This window comes from Limnospira platensis NIES-39, from assembly GCF_026000695.1.
Classification (GTDB): Bacteria; Cyanobacteriota; Cyanobacteriia; order Cyanobacteriales; family Microcoleaceae; genus Limnospira; species Limnospira platensis.
The window spans coordinates 492,149-510,708 of record NZ_AP026945.1; the positions used below are offsets into that span (position 1 = coordinate 492,149).

General features: G+C 40.6%; 19 protein-coding genes. 11 read left to right on the top strand and 8 right to left on the bottom strand.

The features are described 5' to 3' along the window. Window positions 1-30 precede the first annotated feature (30 nt). From N39L_RS02515 to N39L_RS02535, 5 genes are all read right to left on the bottom strand, one after another. Complete coding sequence (locus N39L_RS02515; RefSeq protein ID WP_014274193.1) at window positions 31-495, bottom strand: hypothetical protein; 465 nt, start codon at window positions 493-495, stop codon at window positions 31-33. A gap of 193 nt (window positions 496-688) precedes the next feature. Then, entirely contained in the window at window positions 689-1,330 is a 642-nt protein-coding gene (locus N39L_RS02520) for a hypothetical protein (protein WP_014274194.1), read from the bottom strand. 80 nt (window positions 1,331-1,410) lie between these two features. Next, window positions 1,411-1,656 (bottom strand): hypothetical protein, encoded by a 246-nt coding sequence (locus tag N39L_RS02525; RefSeq protein ID WP_035735928.1) that lies wholly within the window; start codon window positions 1,654-1,656, stop codon window positions 1,411-1,413. Window positions 1,657-1,774: 118 nt separating this feature from the next. Beyond that, window positions 1,775-3,472, bottom strand: coding sequence for a hypothetical protein (locus N39L_RS02530; RefSeq protein WP_193353185.1), 1,698 nt, complete (start codon window positions 3,470-3,472; stop codon window positions 1,775-1,777). Then, window positions 3,472-5,145, bottom strand: coding sequence for a hypothetical protein (locus N39L_RS02535; protein ID WP_014274195.1), 1,674 nt, complete (start codon window positions 5,143-5,145; stop codon window positions 3,472-3,474). The genes N39L_RS02530 and N39L_RS02535 overlap by 1 nt, the downstream gene beginning before the upstream one ends. A 78-nt stretch (window positions 5,146-5,223) precedes the next feature. On the opposite strand from N39L_RS02535, the gene N39L_RS02540 reads away from it, so the two are divergent. From N39L_RS02540 to nadB, 8 genes are all read left to right on the top strand, one after another. After that, on the top strand, window positions 5,224-6,018 hold the full coding sequence (locus tag N39L_RS02540) for a hypothetical protein (protein ID WP_014274196.1): 795 nt from the start codon (window positions 5,224-5,226) through the stop codon (window positions 6,016-6,018). A gap of 26 nt (window positions 6,019-6,044) precedes the next feature. Continuing rightward, window positions 6,045-6,392 carry a hypothetical protein gene (locus N39L_RS02545; RefSeq protein ID WP_014274053.1) on the top strand — a complete coding sequence of 116 codons (348 nt, stop codon included), beginning with the start codon at window positions 6,045-6,047 and terminating at the stop codon, window positions 6,390-6,392. A 66-nt stretch (window positions 6,393-6,458) separates the two neighbouring features. Continuing rightward, a complete protein-coding gene (locus N39L_RS02550; protein WP_014274197.1) occupies window positions 6,459-8,558 on the top strand; it encodes a tail fiber domain-containing protein in 2,100 nt (699 codons plus the stop codon). 11 nt (window positions 8,559-8,569) lie between these two features. Then, entirely contained in the window at window positions 8,570-8,926 is a 357-nt protein-coding gene (locus tag N39L_RS02555; RefSeq protein ID WP_014274198.1) for a hypothetical protein, read from the top strand. Beyond that, window positions 8,927-9,181, top strand: coding sequence for a hypothetical protein (locus tag N39L_RS02560; protein WP_014274199.1), 255 nt, complete (start codon window positions 8,927-8,929; stop codon window positions 9,179-9,181). It abuts the gene before it with no gap. 863 nt (window positions 9,182-10,044) lie between these two features. Then, window positions 10,045-11,982, top strand: a complete 1,938-nt coding sequence (locus N39L_RS02565; protein ID WP_035737973.1) for a peptidoglycan D,D-transpeptidase FtsI family protein — start codon at window positions 10,045-10,047, stop codon at window positions 11,980-11,982. A 56-nt stretch (window positions 11,983-12,038) separates the two neighbouring features. After that, a complete protein-coding gene (locus N39L_RS02570; RefSeq protein WP_006617947.1) occupies window positions 12,039-12,836 on the top strand; it encodes an MBL fold metallo-hydrolase in 798 nt (265 codons plus the stop codon). A 66-nt stretch (window positions 12,837-12,902) separates the two neighbouring features. Next, a complete protein-coding gene (nadB, locus tag N39L_RS02575; RefSeq protein ID WP_014274202.1) occupies window positions 12,903-14,678 on the top strand; it encodes an L-aspartate oxidase in 1,776 nt (591 codons plus the stop codon). 68 nt (window positions 14,679-14,746) lie between these two features. On the opposite strand, the gene N39L_RS02580 is transcribed toward nadB, so the two are convergent. Continuing rightward, on the bottom strand, window positions 14,747-15,016 hold the full coding sequence (locus tag N39L_RS02580; RefSeq protein ID WP_006617949.1) for an FmdB family zinc ribbon protein: 270 nt from the start codon (window positions 15,014-15,016) through the stop codon (window positions 14,747-14,749). Window positions 15,017-15,233: 217 nt separating this feature from the next. Here N39L_RS02580 and N39L_RS02585 point away from each other — a divergent pair, with 217 nt between their 5' ends. Beyond that, window positions 15,234-15,851: a hypothetical protein gene (locus N39L_RS02585; protein ID WP_006617950.1), complete on the top strand. Its 618-nt coding sequence runs from the start codon at window positions 15,234-15,236 to the stop codon at window positions 15,849-15,851. A 25-nt stretch (window positions 15,852-15,876) separates the two neighbouring features. Here N39L_RS02585 and N39L_RS02590 read toward each other — a convergent pair whose 3' ends face one another. Beyond that, on the bottom strand, window positions 15,877-16,350 hold the full coding sequence (locus N39L_RS02590) for a hypothetical protein (protein ID WP_231852071.1): 474 nt from the start codon (window positions 16,348-16,350) through the stop codon (window positions 15,877-15,879). 131 nt (window positions 16,351-16,481) lie between these two features. Here N39L_RS02590 and N39L_RS02595 point away from each other — a divergent pair, with 131 nt between their 5' ends. Then, entirely contained in the window at window positions 16,482-17,075 is a 594-nt protein-coding gene (locus N39L_RS02595; protein WP_006617952.1) for an EndoU domain-containing protein, read from the top strand. Continuing rightward, on the top strand, window positions 17,072-17,386 hold the full coding sequence (locus N39L_RS02600; RefSeq protein WP_006617953.1) for a hypothetical protein: 315 nt from the start codon (window positions 17,072-17,074) through the stop codon (window positions 17,384-17,386). Before N39L_RS02595 ends, N39L_RS02600 begins: the two co-directional genes overlap by 4 nt. Here N39L_RS02600 and N39L_RS02605 read toward each other — a convergent pair. After that, entirely contained in the window at window positions 17,383-18,516 is a 1,134-nt protein-coding gene (locus tag N39L_RS02605) for a glutathionylspermidine synthase family protein (RefSeq protein WP_006617954.1), read from the bottom strand. The two genes, N39L_RS02600 and N39L_RS02605, sit on opposite strands and share 4 nt — an antisense overlap. Window positions 18,517-18,560 lie beyond the last annotated feature (44 nt).

Here is an 18,560-nt window from a genome sequence, read left to right on the forward strand (position 1 = left end):
ATATATGGGTGGTTTTATTTTGGACTAGCCTTAATCTAACCAACTAGAAAATGGGTTGACTTCATTATCTTCATCCTCTAAATCACTCTCAGAGCCCAATAGATGGTCTTCTAGTGCATTAATATCATCCTGTATGGCTCCCGTAACCTTACGAGGTAGCTTTACTCCACCTGCTTTTAATAGCGTCAGGATTGCGTTGGTGACTCGTTTAAGTGTGGCAATCTCTGAATATGTCAGATAAAAGGTATTTGAGTTGATAATCTCCGACGTTTGGAGTTTGTTGGTCAATGATTGAATTAATGAAGTTTTGGGGTAAGGAAGGTAAGTATTAACCAACTCCAGAAACTTAGTAAACTGATTAAACCGACTCAACGTCTCTTGGTATTCTGTAGGAGTCAATACTTTATTAGTATTGACATTAGTTACATTTTCTACAGTTACGCTACCTTCAATTGATTCTGTAACTGTATAGTTACCTTGCTCTTTTGAATTCACTGTATTTAATTAAAATTATCTTATCTAATTAATTTATTAAAAATAAACATAAATTATACAATTTACACTTATTTATAAAAATATCAAGTATTACATTAAGTATATATAGAATGTACAAATAATAACCAATACAAAAAACTCGTTAATCCTATTTTGTGATTTAACGGGTATATAATTAGCAACAAGATAGTTATTATGGTTTGTTGCCTGTTTTCTCAGGTAAAGCGCTAAGGTTTCCTTGTACTTGATTAGGTGCTTCAGTTTTACCTGTGGTTAGTTCTCCTAGGTTATCGAGGGTAATTTCAGATTCAGCCGGAATACGAAACATTGAGTTATAGGTTCTAATACTCGCGGGTTTTTTGCTCCAGTAATGAGCAAAAACATATAGCAAAGAATTAATCGAGAAAATTTGAGGAACTTTTAAACCAATAAATCTTAGCTTCCTATCACCCGCGTTAGTTCCTGATGTGCGATATGTTCTCCATACTCCACCCATAGAGGCAGGAGCTTCTACAAAAATCTTTGTGTACTCTATACGTTTCCATGACCTAACTCTAGCCCCTGGTATGATATTACGCCTATTAGCATTAGTTGATGTAGTTCCACTAACGGGAGGTCTCCAGATAGTTAAGTCTCGCACCAGGACGGGTTCCTGTGTTACGGCGTTATCGGATAGCGTATAAAGCAGCAACATAGGCATTGGGATAACATACTTTGATGTCTTGTCTACTGGAGCCTCAACCATCAAACTCCTGCCGATACAAGTGCCTTTCGGTTCCGCTAGTTTAGCAACAAAATTTGCTTTATATTTATCGTAAGCATCATTTAATGGCATAATTTAACCTCATTAATTATCAAACAAAACTTTAGATAGGTAGACAACAATAGTGTTAATGTCTACCTAGTTAATGAACCCTAGTCAACAAAAACAGCGATGGCTTGTACATCGATAGAGCCATCAGTAGCATCCCAAACATCATCAGTAGGGATTGTTAGGGATACTGTCACAGCTCCAGTTGCCATGTTGCGGGTATAAGCTGTAACTACCGTTACACCATTAGGGTTTCTAGTTGCGTTTATCTGTGCACGTTGAACTTGCTCGATAACTTCTAGCAATTGGTGTTCGAGAGTGGCACCATTAAGAGTTACTGGACTAGCCATAATCATCACCTTTAATCAGTTAATACATAGAGCCTAGCATCATTAACTGAATTTGTCTGTTAACTATTTGATATATCAGATGCTACATATATGTAGCTTCTATTCAATGAAAACTACATTAAGCTGTAGTTGGTGGCTGACTCCCAGTTTTCATTTCTAACGACGTTCTAGTAGCTGTTCTGATTGCGTCATCTACCCACTTAGGTTTCTTCTCAAAATGTAAAGGAATTTTTACTTTAGACTTCCTAGGGTCTTTGTACGTTGCCAAAACACTATTCTCTCCCATATCGATTTTGGCTTGTTCAAATTTATCAATTAATTCCCAGTTAAGTATTTTCACTTCACTGATATACATTTTGCTCTCTTTGATTCTTTTCGCATTTTCCCTACCGCCAAAACCTTTACGTTCCTCAAATATCAAAGGATAAACAATTGAGGAACTTGTTAATTGTACTAAATCCTTACAAATTCTTTCAGCGTCAGATTTAGAGCTTTCATTCACAAAAAATGAAAATTTCCTACCATTTCGCATATTACAGGTTACTTTGATATTGCCTTTGGTAAATGCCGATTTACTAGGTTGAGTAAATATCCTTTGTAATTTATCCCAGGTTATTTCGTGTCTTTCTACTGATGGGAGTTCTATTTGAGTTTTTTGTAGTTTTGACCGTCTTTCCTTAGTCCAATATGGAGGTTTTTCGTAATTGTACAAAATGAAGGTTAACTGAATTTTTAAATTACTGCTATTCGGAACTTCAGAGATATCACCCGACCCTACAAATTGACCAATATCTCTATTTCCTAATATCTCAGTTTGAGCTAATGCGTTGGTTACATTTTCCTGTAAATTACGCAAACTTGATACTAATCTAAAACGTTCGCTGCCGTTTTCTATAACCGCGCTAACTAACTGTTGCTGTCTATTTTCCTCAATGCGTTGTAACGCGATATATTCATCTAAGCCTTGAGCGACTAAAATAATCGCTTCTTTACAATTATCTGAGAATTCATCCCAAAATTCCTCTGAACTATCTTGGTTCCATATAGTGCTTAACTTGCCGTCATATTCTTCTGGTAATTTTTCTCTAGCGTCCCTTCTCTGTTTCCCAAAACTCCATTCTTCACCTTTTTCGTCACCCCACTTTTTCATCCTGTCTTTACCACCGGGAACCATCGAAACGATACGTTTCGCAAGCGCTGAAGGGCTTGCGGCTAAAAACATTTTAACAACCCGTCTACCATGTTTAAACAGTTGCCATGCTATAGCTTTCATAGCCATATTAAATGATTGCCTAACGTATGAACCAAAAGCTGATGATACTTCCCTAAGCATTTCAGGTCCCTTGCTTAAGGCAATGTGCATAGCAGCAGCTTTGTTGATAAATGCAATACCAATGGTAGGCAATACTCCACAAACTAATTTACCTGCCATATTACCCAAAAAACCGGCGGTAGTACTAATAAATTGATTAGCAATATTCATCATATTTTTGTCTATCTGTTCATCTGATATATTCCAGTTGAAATTCCAAAAGCTGTCCCAATTAGAGGTAATAAATGTCGCTACTTTTTCAAAGCTAAAGCTAGAAAAGAACTTAGTAAGTCCCTCCCATAACCAACCCGCAAATGATTTACCCCACTGAACTACTTTTCCTGTGACTTTTGTCCACAGCTTCCCAAACCATCCCATTTCCTCGGTTGATGTTCGTCGAGAAAAATTAACCTGTCTAACTCCATTCCGTCCAATTGCTGACCTAGTTTGACGACTGGATAAGCCACGGGTTGTTCTTAGCATTCTTGCACTTCTGGCTACCATTACAGAGTCTCCCTTAGTGGATTATCGCCGTCTATTAACTCGGTTTCTATCTTGATATCAGGAAAGTCTTTTTTGAGCAATTCTTTGACTTTATTGGTTTCCTGTTCTCTAATCTCATCCTGTTTTTTCATTGAATCATATAACCGCGTTAAATCGGCTAATATGTCTTTTGATGGGTCATTACCATTAACTTGTAAAGTACCTTGCGCTCTAACTATTGAGAATATTTCCTTTATTTGATTTAAGGCTGTCTCTAGTGTTTCTTTCGCGTTCTTTTGATTAGTGATTTTAACTTTACTTTCGTTAGGTTCTAGTAGTTCCTCAAAATTATCAGCCTCTGGAGTGAAAGCTGTTTTTAGTTTCTCGTATTTTTCCTCAGTTTCAAAGCCTAAATAGTCTAATATTTCCGAGACTTCCCTACCAGCTTTAAAGGCTGCTGCGTGAGCCAAACCTGCTTCATGTAAGCAGGTTAACACAGCGTTTTGTGTAACCTGATGAGAGATGGCAATTTCCATTACCAGCCCGAATATTTCAGCAATTGATTCAGCTAAGTTAGGTAATTTGATTTCCGCGTGTTCCTGTTCTTTGGTCATCAAATTTACGTCATCAATCTCGACTTTAACTTCAAATTCACCCCATCTTTCGTCATCGATGTCAAATCGATACATTAACCATTCTGGCAATGTGTTTATTCGTTTAATTCTGTTCTCTGGATTATCAGCATTAACCGTGATTTTTTCCGGCATTTCAGCCGGAAAGGATTCAGGGTCTAGGAACTCGTAAATCCTTCTAATCATTCCACAGCATTCTTCGTTCATATCTGGTATTGTTATCGTTCGTATATTTTCAGGTTCTTCTCCTTCGATGCATTGCGGGATATCTTTTGTGCTCGCGGAAAATCTAGGAATTACATAATCAAATTCTGTGCATTCCATCCACCAATCACAAAATACACCTATACTTTCAAACATTAAATCAGGGTCGCCGTATGCCCACTCAGACTCCCACTGTCCTTGCGTATAAAAAAACCTCTCACTTCCTGTTGGTTGAGGAGTTTCTCCCCACCTCCAATCCATATGACTAAAAAAAGTGATGCTACTTCCACTTGGTGGAGGATTACAGCATCCCCCGCTACCCATTTGTCTGTCGAACTCTTCAACGCTGTACTTTTCATTAGCTTTTATGGTACAACCGATATTGCCATTTCCGCCATTTCCATTGTCTGAATCATCATCTGAATCATCATCTGAACTATCGCCTGGTCGCCTTCCTTTATCATCATCTACCTCGTCACCGCTATTAGGACCGCCAAAACCTCTACCAGCGCCACCCTTTCCCCTAGGTTTTTTTCCTCCCTTTGGTTCATCTCTGTTTGGTGGTTCCTTGACAGTTGCCTCTTTTTTAATATCCTCTCTTTTTTTCCTTTCTTCAGCTTCTCTTTTTTTGTGATATTCATCTGCATCCCAGTATTCAGGAGCTACATATTTAGAATCACTTATAAATTTGTTTCGAGTATCTAATTCCCTCCCGTATGGGTCTCCAGTCCAACCTCGAAACGGGTCTCCTAGTTTACCGGGGTCATCGTTTAATCTAAAGGGAGCTGTGTCATATCTAACTCCCGAGCGAGGTCTAACCTTTGGTTTGTCTCTAATCGTCCGTCTGTCTCTAACCATATTAACGTTTTGTACTAAGTTTAATAGTATTATATGATAGTATAATTATGTTACTAAATCCATTAAATAAGGGAAATCATGAGAGGTGTTAAAAATATCGCGGCTCATATAAACGCTGCTAACTGGAGTAACGCCATAGAGTTATTTAACGGGACTATTTTAGAATCATTAATAACAGAAAGATATAAATATGATATCGGTATTTACAGCTATATATCATCGTTAAACGCTAGATGTTACACTCCCAGTATTGCACAATCACAAATCCCCAAAATTTACCCGGAAGATAGCTATTACCAACGGTGGAAAAAAAAACAGGAAGTGTTGCAGGAAGCGGTAGATTTACAAATATTTTATGGGAATATGGCAACAGAAAACGGGTTAAATTTAGGGATTGTCAAATTGCCATATTATGGAGGCATTCACACCGAAAACCTGTTAATTGAATTAATCACTAATCAAAACGAAGGTTTAGCAATTGATAGCAACTCAATAGTTAAAGCTAGGTGTTTAACTCAGTTACATAACAATGATTCTATTAATATTTTGGGCATGGCTGAATATCAACTCGATACAGTTCCTCAAACCCCTACATTGACACAACCCGAAAATTTTGGGGTGACAATAGGCAATACCCCCACATTAGTTAGACCCTCAAATATTAATCGGTATAGGTTGCACTTACAAAACGTAGGTTCTGTAGGGGTATGGTTTTGTCACGGTGATATCAGTAACTGTGTACCTTATCAATGCCTATATTTACCTCCTAACGCTGGGTGGGATGATGAACTAAAATCAACAGCTTCTATCTATGCTATAACTGAGGATAGCGTAACCAATATTGTTGGATTAGAACAAACAATAAATTGGTAAATTGTACTTTGATTTAGGGGTTTATTATGAGTTTCTCAGTTTACAGTTCTATTGTCAATTTAGACACTCTAAACATTAGCAGTAAAATACAGGGAACACCGACAACTACAGCGATAAGTTTGACTGCTAACACTATCACGGAAGTTGTGCCTATCAATGCTACCAGTAACGGTAGAACGGTGTTTGTAAAGAATCGGTCAAATACCAATGTACATCTAATATTTGACCCTACAGGTGATAGCGTGTCAGACGCTGCATTTTCGGTTAAGCCAGGTGATACCATCTCAATAACGTGGGGTAGAACTGAGTTACAGGCGATAGCAGAATCTAGCGCTAGTATCAGCGTTACAATTATCGAATATATCAATATGTAATCATCAAATGAATGGCTAGTATTAAGTTATTAGCCATTTATTTGATTACTCAATATAGAGGCAGTTATGACTAATTTCAACATTTACTCTAGTAAGTTTGGGCAATCAACCGATGACTTGCCAGAAGGTGAAGTTAATCTGTATTTAACTAATGAACGGATACAAGCAGTTATTGACTCCAATACTAATTTAGTCAAATTAACTGAGTTAATTTGGAATAATATTATTAATAAACCTGGCACTTTCCCCCCATCTACTCATTCCCATAGCTGGACTGAAATAACGTCAAAACCGACAACGTTTACTCCTTCAAGTCATACACATACCATTGCTAATGTTACAGGACTTCAAAGTACATTAGACGGTAAAGAGCCTACTTTTACCAAAAATACAGCGTTTAACAAAAATTTTGGAACAACTACTGGAACTGTTACAGAAGGTAACGATGTCAGATTATCAAATGCTAGAACGCCAACTAGCCATACACATACCTTATCCCAAATAACAGATTCAGGTAATGTTGCTGCCATTGATACAAATGGTAGTACATCTAACTATTTACGCGGCGATGGTGTTTGGGTAACACCTCCTAATACAACCTATTCTGCGGGAACTGGCTTAACTTTAGTAGGAACTGAGTTTAGAAACACCGCCCCAAACGTATCCACCAACCTCTCTACAAGCACTACAAGCAATACGTTAACCGTTAACAGTTCTGATGGTACTAATGCTGTATTACCTGGTGCCACGACTGCGCTTGCGGGTCTAATGACGGGGGCAGATAAAACCAAGCTGGATGGGATTGCGGCAGGCGCACAAGTAAATGTAGCAACTAATTTAGGAGTAACAGCAGGAACAACAGCAGGTCCTGTAGTTACATCATCAACAGGAACTAATGTTACTTTACCTACAGCTAGTGCAACTAATTCAGGGATAATTACAACTGGGAATCAGACATGGACAGGAGTTAAAACATTTAATTCATTAATTACCGGGTCAATAAGTGGAAACGCCGGAACAGCAACAGCACTTCAAACTGCTAGAACAATTAATGGGACTTCGTTTAATGGTAGTGCCAATATAACAATAACTGCCAATACTCCTAATACATTAACAAATGGTACGGGATTAACTGGAAATAATTTTAATGGGAGTACTGCCACAACATGGGCGGTTGCTTATGGCACTACAGCAAACACAGCCTGTCAAGGTAATGATAGTAGATTATCTGACGCTAGGACTCCCACAACGCACACACATTCAAATATTACATTAACTGCAGGTGATGGTTTATCCGGAGGAGGAACTTTAGCAGCTAATAGAACAATTAACGTAGATTCAACTGTAGTTAGAACTACAGGTAATCAAACTTTAACAGGAATTAAAACATTTAACATAACAAATAATCCAGTAACTTTTGCAACTAATGAAAGTTTTCCTGATGGAAATATGCTTATTGATTTTAATGTTTGGAGGGGGTTTGACATCCGCCGGATAGGCTCTACTGCTGGTTCGGCAAGTTTAGTACTAAATAGTAGAGTTGGAGGAAATAGCTGGGCGTTTTCTCATCAAGGGAATTATTCTATGCAATTAGAAGCAGATAATAATCCTAGAGTATTTATATATCATGGTATTAATTTTCATCAAAGCGATTGGCGAACTGTTCCTAACGATAGATGTTCAATACAAGTATACAACGGACAGACATATTTTACAAAGAGCTCAACTCTTTCTTCATCATCTGAAGTACATACTAGATTTAGAGTAGGAGGCACAAATGTATCTTATATTAACGATAATGGAGACTACGTTAAAGGTAGCTCTGATCTTAAATTCAAAACACTTTTATCAAAACCAACTATAGGGTTAAGCGAAATTAACGCATTGACAGTCACGTGGTTTAAGTATAATGAACTTGCAGCATTTCATGGCTTTAATCCAAGTACAGAACAATTTGGGTTAATTGCTCAAGAAGTACAAAATATATACCCTAACGCAGTTGAAGTGGTTAAAAATGACCATACAGATAGTCCTGAAGTTGACGACAAAAAAATAGATTACTTAACAATCATGTATGATAAACTGATACCATTAGTGATTGCGGCAATTCAGGAATTATCAGAAAAAATCGACAAATTGGAAAATATGCTAAACACTCAACAATAAATTAACAGATAATGCCTAATGCACTTAATATATCAGAGAGTAACTGGTTTAAGGTTTATGAATTTAATTTTAGGATAGAAGATGATAGTACTCTACACGGTACTAAAAAATTGCCTGACATTTCTGGCAGTAAATTTGTTAGGATATTATTTGACGCTGACAGTGTACCCGTGTACTGGAAAATGGCAGGGTGGCTTAAATTCTATGCCTACAATGATGTGAAGCAGAATATGATGGTTAAAAAAGAGACTATATGGCTTAATGAATATCAAATAATTGAATCACCGCCGTACAGCAATTTTTACGCTTCATTTTCTCCACTAGAAAGGATTAAATGGTTTACACTTCATTTTTGGAAATTAATATAAATGAACTTGGTAATAGTTGAATTAGGGTTAATTATTGTCGCGATTATTATCAGTATGTTCGTTACGCATACAGGAAACTTACTTATTGAGAATAGGTTAGACGGTATCCAAAATAGCCTAAATTATTTGATTAGATATGTTAATGATTTTATGCCATCAACAGTTTGTAAAAAACAGTTAGAAGATAAAAAGCAATCACCCCCTCTTCCAATTAACAGAGATGATATTGATGATGATGGTTGGAGAAAACCCTAAACCCTAACACCTAACACCTAACCCAATAACTTAAATGGCCCCCTATGGTTTCTGACTGTAGGGGATGCGTGTATTTTTTGTTTACAGGCCTGTTGCAACAGGCCTGTAAATCATTTATATGAATGCTCACCCCTAGTTTACCTACAATAGACGGGTTAAGATTTTGGCTTAGTGCTTTATTAGGGGTACTGGGTTCCGCCTGGGATGATTACCACCAAAAATTGGAGACTTGTCTAGCGGTATGTAGGTATCGGTTTCGATGGGGAATCAATTCTCTAGGATTATGTAGGTATCAGCGAGAGATGACGAAACAAGTTACCAGTTGAAAAGTTGTTTAGGGGTATCGGGTTGGTTCCGGTAGGAGATAGTTTAGATTATGCGATCGCATTTTGTTGGTAGTGAGTAGGCTCCTCAATATTTCACCAATAATCTGACTACCCCTATGGGTTTTGAAATTTGAGCCATACCCTCCCCCTAACCGAAACAAGCACTATTGGGGGAACTGACCGATGTGATAGCAGTCAACAGTGACGCTAGGAACCGCTAGGCTTGCTGTTGACGGGTATCACGAGAGAGTTACCCTATCGGTGTTTGGTTAGGGGGAGATAGTAGGCATTTGACAGATTGATTAAGTTGTGCTTATTGACTGAGTAATCAACCTATTGACAGAATTATTTTCCTATGCTAGGACTAGATTGTGAGTAACATTTGAGTAACTAGGCATAGTTATTGGGTTGAGTAATAACCCGCTATCGCTGTTAGGATAAGGGTTTATAGTTAACACGCTCTGATGGTTGTTAACCATGGGAGGGGCGCAATGGGGGGAAGATCAGTTGGATTAATGTTAGCAGGTAAAATAGCCAATGGCTTCTTCTGATTATTCTTCTGGTTCGAGTCGATCGCATAAATCAGGTTTTTCTTCGGGTCGTCTCAGTGAAGCCAAAGGGGGCCGAATCAAGAAGCGATTCTCGTTCCGAGGCGCTGGGCGATCGCCAGGTTCTGCTAGTGTTTACCATCCCCCGAGAAATAAACCACCATTAGGTTCTAGGAGATCTTCGAAGGGGGAGGGCGGGCCAATTAAGTCAGTAAAATGCACTCCCTTTCGGCTATACCTGGTGTGGTTAATCCTACTGGCGGGAATTTTGGGGCTGGTAGTGCAACTGTTTCGTCTGCAAATCATCGACGGTCCTTTTCTGAAAGAAAAAGCTGAATATCAGCAACAACAGCGTTCTCTACCGTTTATTCCCCGTCGTCCGATTAGCGATCGCAATGGTACAATTCTGGCTTTTGATCAGCAGGTATATACCCTATATGCTCACCCAGTTTTGTTTAAAAGCCCACCAGAGGAAATCGCCCAGCAACTAGCGGGAGTAGTGGTTAATCCGGATCTAAGCAGCCCCACGGCTCAGGAATTGCTGAATTTATTTAATTTAGCCCAGAGTGGTCTAAAGGTAGCTGATAGTTTATCAGAACAAATGAGGCGGAGGATTCTCCGATTACAGATTGATGGCTTAGAATTAATTCCTGAGCGGCGGCGACTTTATCCCCAACAAAATTTAGCTGCTGATGTTGTGGGTTATGTAGACAAAGAAGGCCGAGGTCAAGCGGGAGTTGAGTATAGTCAGGAAAACCTGCTTAAACGCAGTATGCCTTCCCTGCTGTTTCAAAGGGCGGTAAATGGCGCATGGGTTCCCTCTCAACTGGCTGGGGGTTTCATCCAAATGGATGACCTAGAATTGCGGCTAACCATTGATTCTCGTATGCAGCGCATTGTCCGCAGCGCCCTAGCTGAACAGGTAGAGGCTTTTAAGGCGAAGCGGGGAACTGTGATTGTGATGGATGCCGAAGATGGTTCTATACTTTCGTTAGTGAATGAGCCTTCTTATGATCCCAATCAATACTATAACTTTGACAAGGAACTATTTAAAAATTGGGCTTTGACGGATTTATACGAACCCGGTTCTACCTTTAAGCCGATAGCAGTGGCTTTAGCTTTGGAGGCTAAGGCGATCGCACCAGATAGTTACATTAATGATGAGGGTAGCATTCAGATCGGCCCTTGGACTATCTCTAATGCCGATTATAGTTCCGCAGGTGCTAGGGGGAATGTGTCGATTACGGATATCGTCAAATATTCCAGTAATATCGGCATGGTGCGGATTGTGCAACGCCTGGACCCAAAAGTTTATCATCAGGGTCTACAGCGCCTAGGTATGGGGAAAGCCGTTAATGTTGACTTACCCTTTGCGGCTACTGGTCTGCTGAAAAGTGCAGAGGATTTTGTAAATGTACCCATTGAGATTGCTACCAGTTCCTTTGGCCAGGGATTATCAATTACTCCTCTGCAATTAGCTCAAATCAATGCTACCTTAGCCAATGGTGGTAAGTTAGTGACACCCCATGTAGTACAAGGGTTGTTTAATAGTCAGGGACAGTCCTACTTACAAACTTCCATCCCCCAACCGGAACAGGTTTTTTCCTCCGAAACCGCCCAAACCGTTTTAGAAATGATGGAAACTGTAGTGACTGATGGCACTGGTAAAAATGCCCACATTCCCGGATATCGCATTGCTGGAAAAACCGGAACTGCTCAAAAAGCTAGTTCTACCGGTGGTTATTATCAGGGGGCTTATATTACCAGCTTTGTTGGTATTATGCCGGTAGATAATCCTCGCTATGTAGTGGTAGCGGTAGTAGATGAACCAGAAGGGGGAAGTGGTGGATTAGTGGCGGCTCCCATTGTTAGGTCAGTAATGGAGGGTTTGATTAAAGTTGAACAGATCCCCCCATCTAAGTTTTAGTCAGATCTCCCTCGGCTATATGATTAAATTTGAACATCCATCGACCTGATCATCTCATGAAGCTAATATTTTTAGGTTCGGGTTCAGCCTTTACCGTAGGGGCTGATAACTTTCAATCTAATATGATGCTGGTAGCGGAAAATAATCGGAAACTGTTGATTGACTGTGGGAGTGATCTGCGGCATTCTCTGTATCAGTTGGGATGGTCTTATCGAGATGTTACTGATATTTATATTAGCCATATCCATGCTGACCATACGGGAGGCTTGGAATATATGGGGTTTACGACTAAATTTGATCCTAACTGCTCACGCCCTAAACTTTACCTGAGCCAAGAACTTGCTGACCTGGTCTGGAATAATTGTCTGGCGGGAAGTATGACTTCTATTGAAGATGATTTCGCTACCTTAGAAACCTATTTTGATATTGAACCGATTTCTCCGGGGTCTGGTTTTACTTGGGAAGGGGTTGATTTTACTTTGGTTCCTACTATTCATATTCAAGACAAATATCAGGATGTTCCGAGTTATGGTCTGAGTTTCTCGGTGGCGGGAGTTGAGGTATTTTTGACTACGGATACTAAGTATTGTCCCCAGCAATTGCAGGGTTTTTATGAGAGTGCAAATCTCATTTTTCATGATTGCAATACGGCTCCAGTTACGGGAGGAGTTCATGCTCACTATCAGGAACTTATGACCCTACCGGACAAGATTAAAAATAAAATTTGGCTGTATCACTACCCACCGGGTCCCCTCCCTAATGCTGAACAGGATGGCTTTAAAGGGTTTATTAAACGGGGGCAAACTTTTGTTTTTGACAATGGTAAATTCTTGGTAAAAATGCCAACTCAATAATTGGGGTAATAGGTAATGGGGACTGCTACCCATTCCCCTGTCTCTGGTCTAAGGTTGATTGTGGTCATGGCCCTAGGCTTTTTTCGGCAATTGCTGAAATTCCAGAAAAGAATCGATATACTCGTTGGAAGCGTCGAATTTAACAGCATGAAACATAACCCCAACCCCACTTCGGAGTTCTCGGAGTCGGCGGAGGAAATTCCTAATCAATTTGATATCATTGTGGTGGGAAGTGGTGCGGCTGGACTCTATGCCAGTCTTTGCCTTCCGCCTCATTTCCGCGTCGGTTTAGTTACTAAAGATAGTCTGGGAAGTGGCTCTAGTCCCTGGGCTCAGGGGGGCATTGCGGCGGCTATTTATCCCCCAGATACGCCACAATTACACCTAGAGGATACCTTACAGGCGGGGGCGGGATTATGCGATCGCCAAGCTGTACAGTTTTTGGTAGACCATGCGGCGGAGGCGATCGAGTTTTTGGTGAATTTGGGTGTGGACTTTGACCGCGCTGGAGAAAAATTAGCCACTACCCTAGAAGCCGCCCACTCTTGTCCTAGGGTTCTCCACTCCCGCGACACTACGGGAAGGGCGATCGTTGATGTCCTCATGGCTACGGTATTAAAACGCCCTAATATTCAGGTGGTTTCTGGGGCGATCGCTTTAAGTATATGGCCAAATCCTCAAACTGGGCGCTGTCAGGGTGTTAGTGTCCTGTATCAAAGTCAAATTCGCTGGCTACAAGCTAAGGCTGTGGTATTAGCCACTGGTGGCGGCGGTCAAGTTTTCGCCAAAACTACTAACCCTGAAGTTAGCACCGGAGATGGCATTGCGATCGCATGGCGAGGGGGGGCTGCTGTCCGAGATTTAGAATTTTTCCAATTTCACCCCACAGCCTTAATGAAACCCGGCGCACCCCATTTTTTAATTAGTGAAGCTGTGCGAGGAGAAGGGGCTCATTTAATCGATCGCCAAGGGCGGCGTTTTGCCTTTGACTATCACCCAGCCGGGGAATTAGCCCCTAGAGATGTCGTCAGTAGGGCGATTTTTATGCACCTACAAAAAACCTCAGATCACCCCGCTGAGGATAATGTATATTTGGATATGCGACCCATACCACCAGATAAAATTCGCCATCGTTTTCCGAATATTATTAACGTCTGTAAAAATTGGGGCATTGATGTCTTTAATGAACCTATGCCTGTAGCCCCTGCTGCCCATTATTGGATGGGAGGTATTACCTGTGATTTAATGAATCGTACCTCTATGCCAGGGTTATATGCCATTGGAGAAACTGCCAGCACGGGAGTTCACGGCGCTAACCGTTTGGCTAGTAATTCCCTATTGGAATGTTTGGTTTTTGCTTCTCAATTATCCAAAATTGAAATAGATTTGACTGACCATGAATATATCGATTATACACCTTCGATGATATTGGTGCAAGGTAAATCTGATTATGCTCAAGAATTAGAGAAAATTGAGGAAATTCGCCACAGTTTGGCGGCTTTGATGTGGGAAAGTGCCGGAATTTGTCGGACCCAAACCGTCCTAGAAGCAGCTATCCCGATTATTTTTAATTGGCGCAAGCAGTTGCAAAAATTAGAAATCAGTAAATATTTACTGACCATGAACCCTTGGCAAAATATGCAGTTATCATCTCCTGAAGCTGGCAAAACTTTAAAAGCCTTGGCGGAAACTTTCAACCTGTTAGATATCGGATATTTGATTCTGCAAAGTGCCGCCTATCGCCAGGAAAGCCGAGGGGGACATTACCGCCTAGATTACCCAGAAACTAGCCCAGATTGGCAAATTCATACTGTGAATAAGGTTAATCTACCGAGAAAATGATTAACCAGGATTAGCCCTCCCATTAGTAGGAGAGGGTTAATCCATAGTGATACTAATTTAGGAGTCGATTAATCTTGGGCGGTCACATTCTCATAAACACCCTTATCTCGCTTGACTAGCTTGGTAAACCCCGCATTTCTGTAATCAGCATTAGAAGTGGGAATAGACAGCATGGGTGAACCCAACAGGCGACGGACGGGTGCATCTTCTGGGGTATCCCCCACTTCACAACCCGCTAACTGACAAACCTCGCCCCAGGTTTTCACCTCCCGATTGATACTGTGCATAACCTCAATCTTGCGGTTATTGCTAGGACACAAATAATCGTAGATTGGCATAGCAGTTTTCTCAAACAGATAATATCAAAAAGCCCTCTGTTCATTTGTACCATAAAAACTTAAAATTTACATAAAATTTGAACGACACGGCCCTATTGATGATAAGCTATCTCGTAGCGATGAAGCCCCACCGGGGTCAGGGATGATTTCTAACGGACTCTGGTGGGTCTCAACCCTGGTCTGGTTGTCTGAGATCTAGTTTTAAGGAGAAGTTTACATGAGTGATTTTAAGCCTACCCCGGAGACCGATTTAACCACTACTCAATTATTAGACCGATATCACATTAATGATACTAGCCTCCTGAGAACCTGGGCAACACTGCACGGATTAAATGGCAGTCGTAGCACCTATTCCCCTCAAGAAATAGATTTGCTTGATCATGTTCATCATCACCTTCATAATTTGGGGATGACTATTGATGAATATCAAAATTTACTTAACCGTCGTCCTTCTCGTCCCACTTCTGAACCTCCACAACCTGTTAATAATTCCTATACTCCCCCTAATTCATCGGCGGAAACTACTGCTCACTCTGATGATGAAATCGTGGATGGTGCGGCGGCTACGGTTGACCTATTAATGGCTCAATATTCGGAGGCGATCGAATGTGTGGGAGAACGGATTGCGGAACACTTTATTGATGAATTAGATGCCTCGGTTATGCGACATTTGGCGAAAAAAGTCCAAGAACGTCAGGCGATGAAGTCTAGTCAACCTAATCGTTTTTTGCGGACTATTAAATCGGTTTTAAAGCCTAGCCAGAATCCGATGTTAACTGATGGTAAATCCGAACAATCTCCCTGGGAGATGGAAAGTAATCATCGTTTAGGATAAGTTCTGATTAATCAGGCTGATATCCCTAAAAGCGTCGATGGGGAATTGGCATAGTAGACCATCGATTGGTCTGCTTTTCTAAACGCGCTAATCTCCAGATTTTGCCTTGGGCTTGTCTTTGTAGGTAAATCTGAAATCGGTTGTGCTGTTCCCGCCACCAGCGATCGCTAAATTTTACACTTAGGTTATAGGTTCCCTCAACCTTAAATCCTGGCAGGTTATTAATCATTATTGGTTCCATATTCGAGATGTTTACCCGTGTGATTTTAAATGATTGGGGGGAACTAGCAAAATCAGATTGTAACTTGAGTTGTCGATGGATTTCTTGGATCTGTATGGTTAAGCCTTGTTGCACTAAGGTGGGTGTTGGTGTTATCCCCAGCGGAGAACATCCCCATAATATCAATGCTAATAAAGAGATAATTACAGTGGGGAGAAACTGCAACGGAAAAGGGGTCAATTTTTTAACCAACAGGCGATCGCTCATTTTAGCCAACAATTTCTGAATACCGTTTACAGGCTGGGAATTACAGCCCCATTATATTTACCTTGACAATTGCCTGAAATCATATTATCATATAATAGTCATAATAATCATCAACCAAATCTCTCAAATTAACAGGAGAATTTATGACGACCAAAAACCCTAGGCGCAAAGTCGCAAAGTTCATCAATATCTTAGGGTTATTTATATCAACAGTAGCTGTGTTTGTGTTTGCGGGTTGTGGACCCGGACAAGCCGTTAACTGTTCAAATTCCAGTAATTGGGTGACAGCCTATAATAACCGACAAGTTAATCATACACACATTTTTTGTGGAGAGTTGAATCAACGGGGAAGACTGGTAGGATTTCATTCGCGTCCGGAGGGAAGAAATCCCGCAACTGTTGGCGGATTTAACATTACCCAAGCCCCCAATAGTCAGGGTATTTATGCAGGAGAATGGACTTATCAAGGGTCATCTCAACAAAGGAAATTTTCGACTATGTTTCCCGATCGCTGTAGTGCTACACAGGTGATTAACTCCATTGGTCACGCCGCCGCCAATACCATATCATGTCCTTCTAGCGCTCCTAATTGGGCTTTGTGTGGCTATAATAGCCCTGGTGATGGGGGAGATAATCGGTTTTGTAACGCTAATGATGGCAGTCGATACATCGTTGTTGGCGCTACTAATAATGATGGTAAAATTAACACAGGATTTCCTTTAAGGTTGTCAAGATGAGTATTCAAACTAATTGGGATTGGTCAGAGTGGGGAAAAAAAAGTAACGCCCACCGCCGGGTGGTGGAGTTTTTAACTTTGGATGTGCAGGATAACTGCGAATATATTAAGCATATATGCGCTCAAATTGCCGCGTTAGAAAATGGCGAAATGGCTGATTGTATCTGTTCTGGTAATGCTTATTATGTGAGTTTATCCCCCCAAAATGTGACGATTGAGAATCTGATTATAGATGATGAACCCATCGAAACTATCTCCCTTAATGAGTTTAAGGAAGCTATTTTATGCTGGCAAGACAAACTTGAAGATTAGATAAAATAGTGGGGGATAAACTGGCTAGTATTCTGGGTTATGGGGGTACGATCTTCTCGAATACCAATCCCGGCTGCTTCGTCACCGATAACCCAGGAACCCACCACGGGATAACAGCCTTGAAATTCTGGGAGGGGAAAGTAGGCTTGATAAATGACGGGTACATCTTGATATATACCCTGGGTTTGATAGGTGCGATCGCCATAGTAAATGCTAATATTAGCACCTTCTCGGGAGAAAATAGGTTTACTGATGTAGGGATGTCGCAGGGGGCTAGAATCGAAATAAGCAGGTAATAAATTAGGGTGATCTGGGAATAACTCCCAGAGAATGGGTAAAATAGCCTTATTGCTAAGAATCATTTTCCAGGGTGGTTCTAGCAATTGCATCGCTTCACGGAGAAGAAACTCGCTAAATTCATCATCAACTATCCACTCCCAAGGGTAGAGTTTAAACATTAACTCAATTGGCTGATATTCCAAATCACAAAAACACATCCGATCAGAATCCCAACCCACTTCATCTATATACAAATGTTTGGTTTCAAAACCGGCTTGCATCGCCAAATCTCTTAAATATTCAACAGTCCCCAAATCTTCCTCAGTATCCCGTTCGCAGGTAAAATGTAGATACCTTCTGCGGGGTGGTAAAGTTTGGTAAATTGCCTGTAATTGGGCTAGTAGTTTTTCATGGATTGAGTTAAACTGATCAGCATCAGGAAAAACCTCTTCTAACCACATCCATTGTACCACACTGGCTTCTAACAAAGCCGTGGGAGTATCGGCATTATATTCGAGTAATTTAGGGGGGTTAACGCCATCATAAGCCAAGTCAAACCGACCGTATAAACTGAGGTCTTCCCGCGTCCAAGACCGACAACATAGCTCAAAAAAATCCGGGTCAATAGACAGTTGCTGATAACGCTGTTCGGACACAATACAATCAACGGCTTCTAAGCAGAGTTCGTGTAGTTCCTGGGTAGCCGCTTCTATTTCATCAATTTGTTCGCTGGTAAATTGGTAACAAACGCTTTCGTTCCAATACAATCCATCGATTTCGTAGAAATGAAATCCCACCTCGTCGCACTTATCTTTCCAGTGAGGACGAGGTGTGATTGAAATACGCTGCATTTTTGAACTTACCATAGTCTGATTACCATAGTATGCTATCAAAG

What these genes read in the sequence shown, in the direction of transcription:
- N39L_RS02550 (WP_014274197.1), top strand. Translation starts at nt 6,459, where the DNA reads ATGACTAATTTCAACATTTACTCTAGTAAGTTTGGGCAATCAACCGAT.
- N39L_RS02530 (WP_193353185.1), bottom strand. Translation starts at nt 3,472, where the DNA reads ATGGTAGCCAGAAGTGCAAGAATGCTAAGAACAACCCGTGGCTTATCC.
- N39L_RS02520 (WP_014274194.1), bottom strand. Translation starts at nt 1,330, where the DNA reads ATGCCATTAAATGATGCTTACGATAAATATAAAGCAAATTTTGTTGCT.
- N39L_RS02545 (WP_014274053.1), top strand. Translation starts at nt 6,045, where the DNA reads ATGAGTTTCTCAGTTTACAGTTCTATTGTCAATTTAGACACTCTAAAC.
- N39L_RS02570 (WP_006617947.1), top strand. Translation starts at nt 12,039, where the DNA reads ATGAAGCTAATATTTTTAGGTTCGGGTTCAGCCTTTACCGTAGGGGCT.
- N39L_RS02605 (WP_006617954.1), bottom strand. Translation starts at nt 18,516, where the DNA reads ATGCAGCGTATTTCAATCACACCTCGTCCTCACTGGAAAGATAAGTGC.
- nadB (WP_014274202.1), top strand. Translation starts at nt 12,903, where the DNA reads ATGGCCCTAGGCTTTTTTCGGCAATTGCTGAAATTCCAGAAAAGAATC.
- N39L_RS02560 (WP_014274199.1), top strand. Translation starts at nt 8,927, where the DNA reads ATGAACTTGGTAATAGTTGAATTAGGGTTAATTATTGTCGCGATTATT.
- N39L_RS02540 (WP_014274196.1), top strand. Translation starts at nt 5,224, where the DNA reads ATGAGAGGTGTTAAAAATATCGCGGCTCATATAAACGCTGCTAACTGG.
- N39L_RS02600 (WP_006617953.1), top strand. Translation starts at nt 17,072, where the DNA reads ATGAGTATTCAAACTAATTGGGATTGGTCAGAGTGGGGAAAAAAAAGT.
- N39L_RS02525 (WP_035735928.1), bottom strand. Translation starts at nt 1,656, where the DNA reads ATGGCTAGTCCAGTAACTCTTAATGGTGCCACTCTCGAACACCAATTG.
- N39L_RS02535 (WP_014274195.1), bottom strand. Translation starts at nt 5,145, where the DNA reads ATGGTTAGAGACAGACGGACGATTAGAGACAAACCAAAGGTTAGACCT.
- N39L_RS02595 (WP_006617952.1), top strand. Translation starts at nt 16,482, where the DNA reads ATGACGACCAAAAACCCTAGGCGCAAAGTCGCAAAGTTCATCAATATC.
- N39L_RS02585 (WP_006617950.1), top strand. Translation starts at nt 15,234, where the DNA reads ATGAGTGATTTTAAGCCTACCCCGGAGACCGATTTAACCACTACTCAA.
- N39L_RS02555 (WP_014274198.1), top strand. Translation starts at nt 8,570, where the DNA reads ATGCCTAATGCACTTAATATATCAGAGAGTAACTGGTTTAAGGTTTAT.
- N39L_RS02580 (WP_006617949.1), bottom strand. Translation starts at nt 15,016, where the DNA reads ATGCCAATCTACGATTATTTGTGTCCTAGCAATAACCGCAAGATTGAG.
- N39L_RS02565 (WP_035737973.1), top strand. Translation starts at nt 10,045, where the DNA reads ATGGCTTCTTCTGATTATTCTTCTGGTTCGAGTCGATCGCATAAATCA.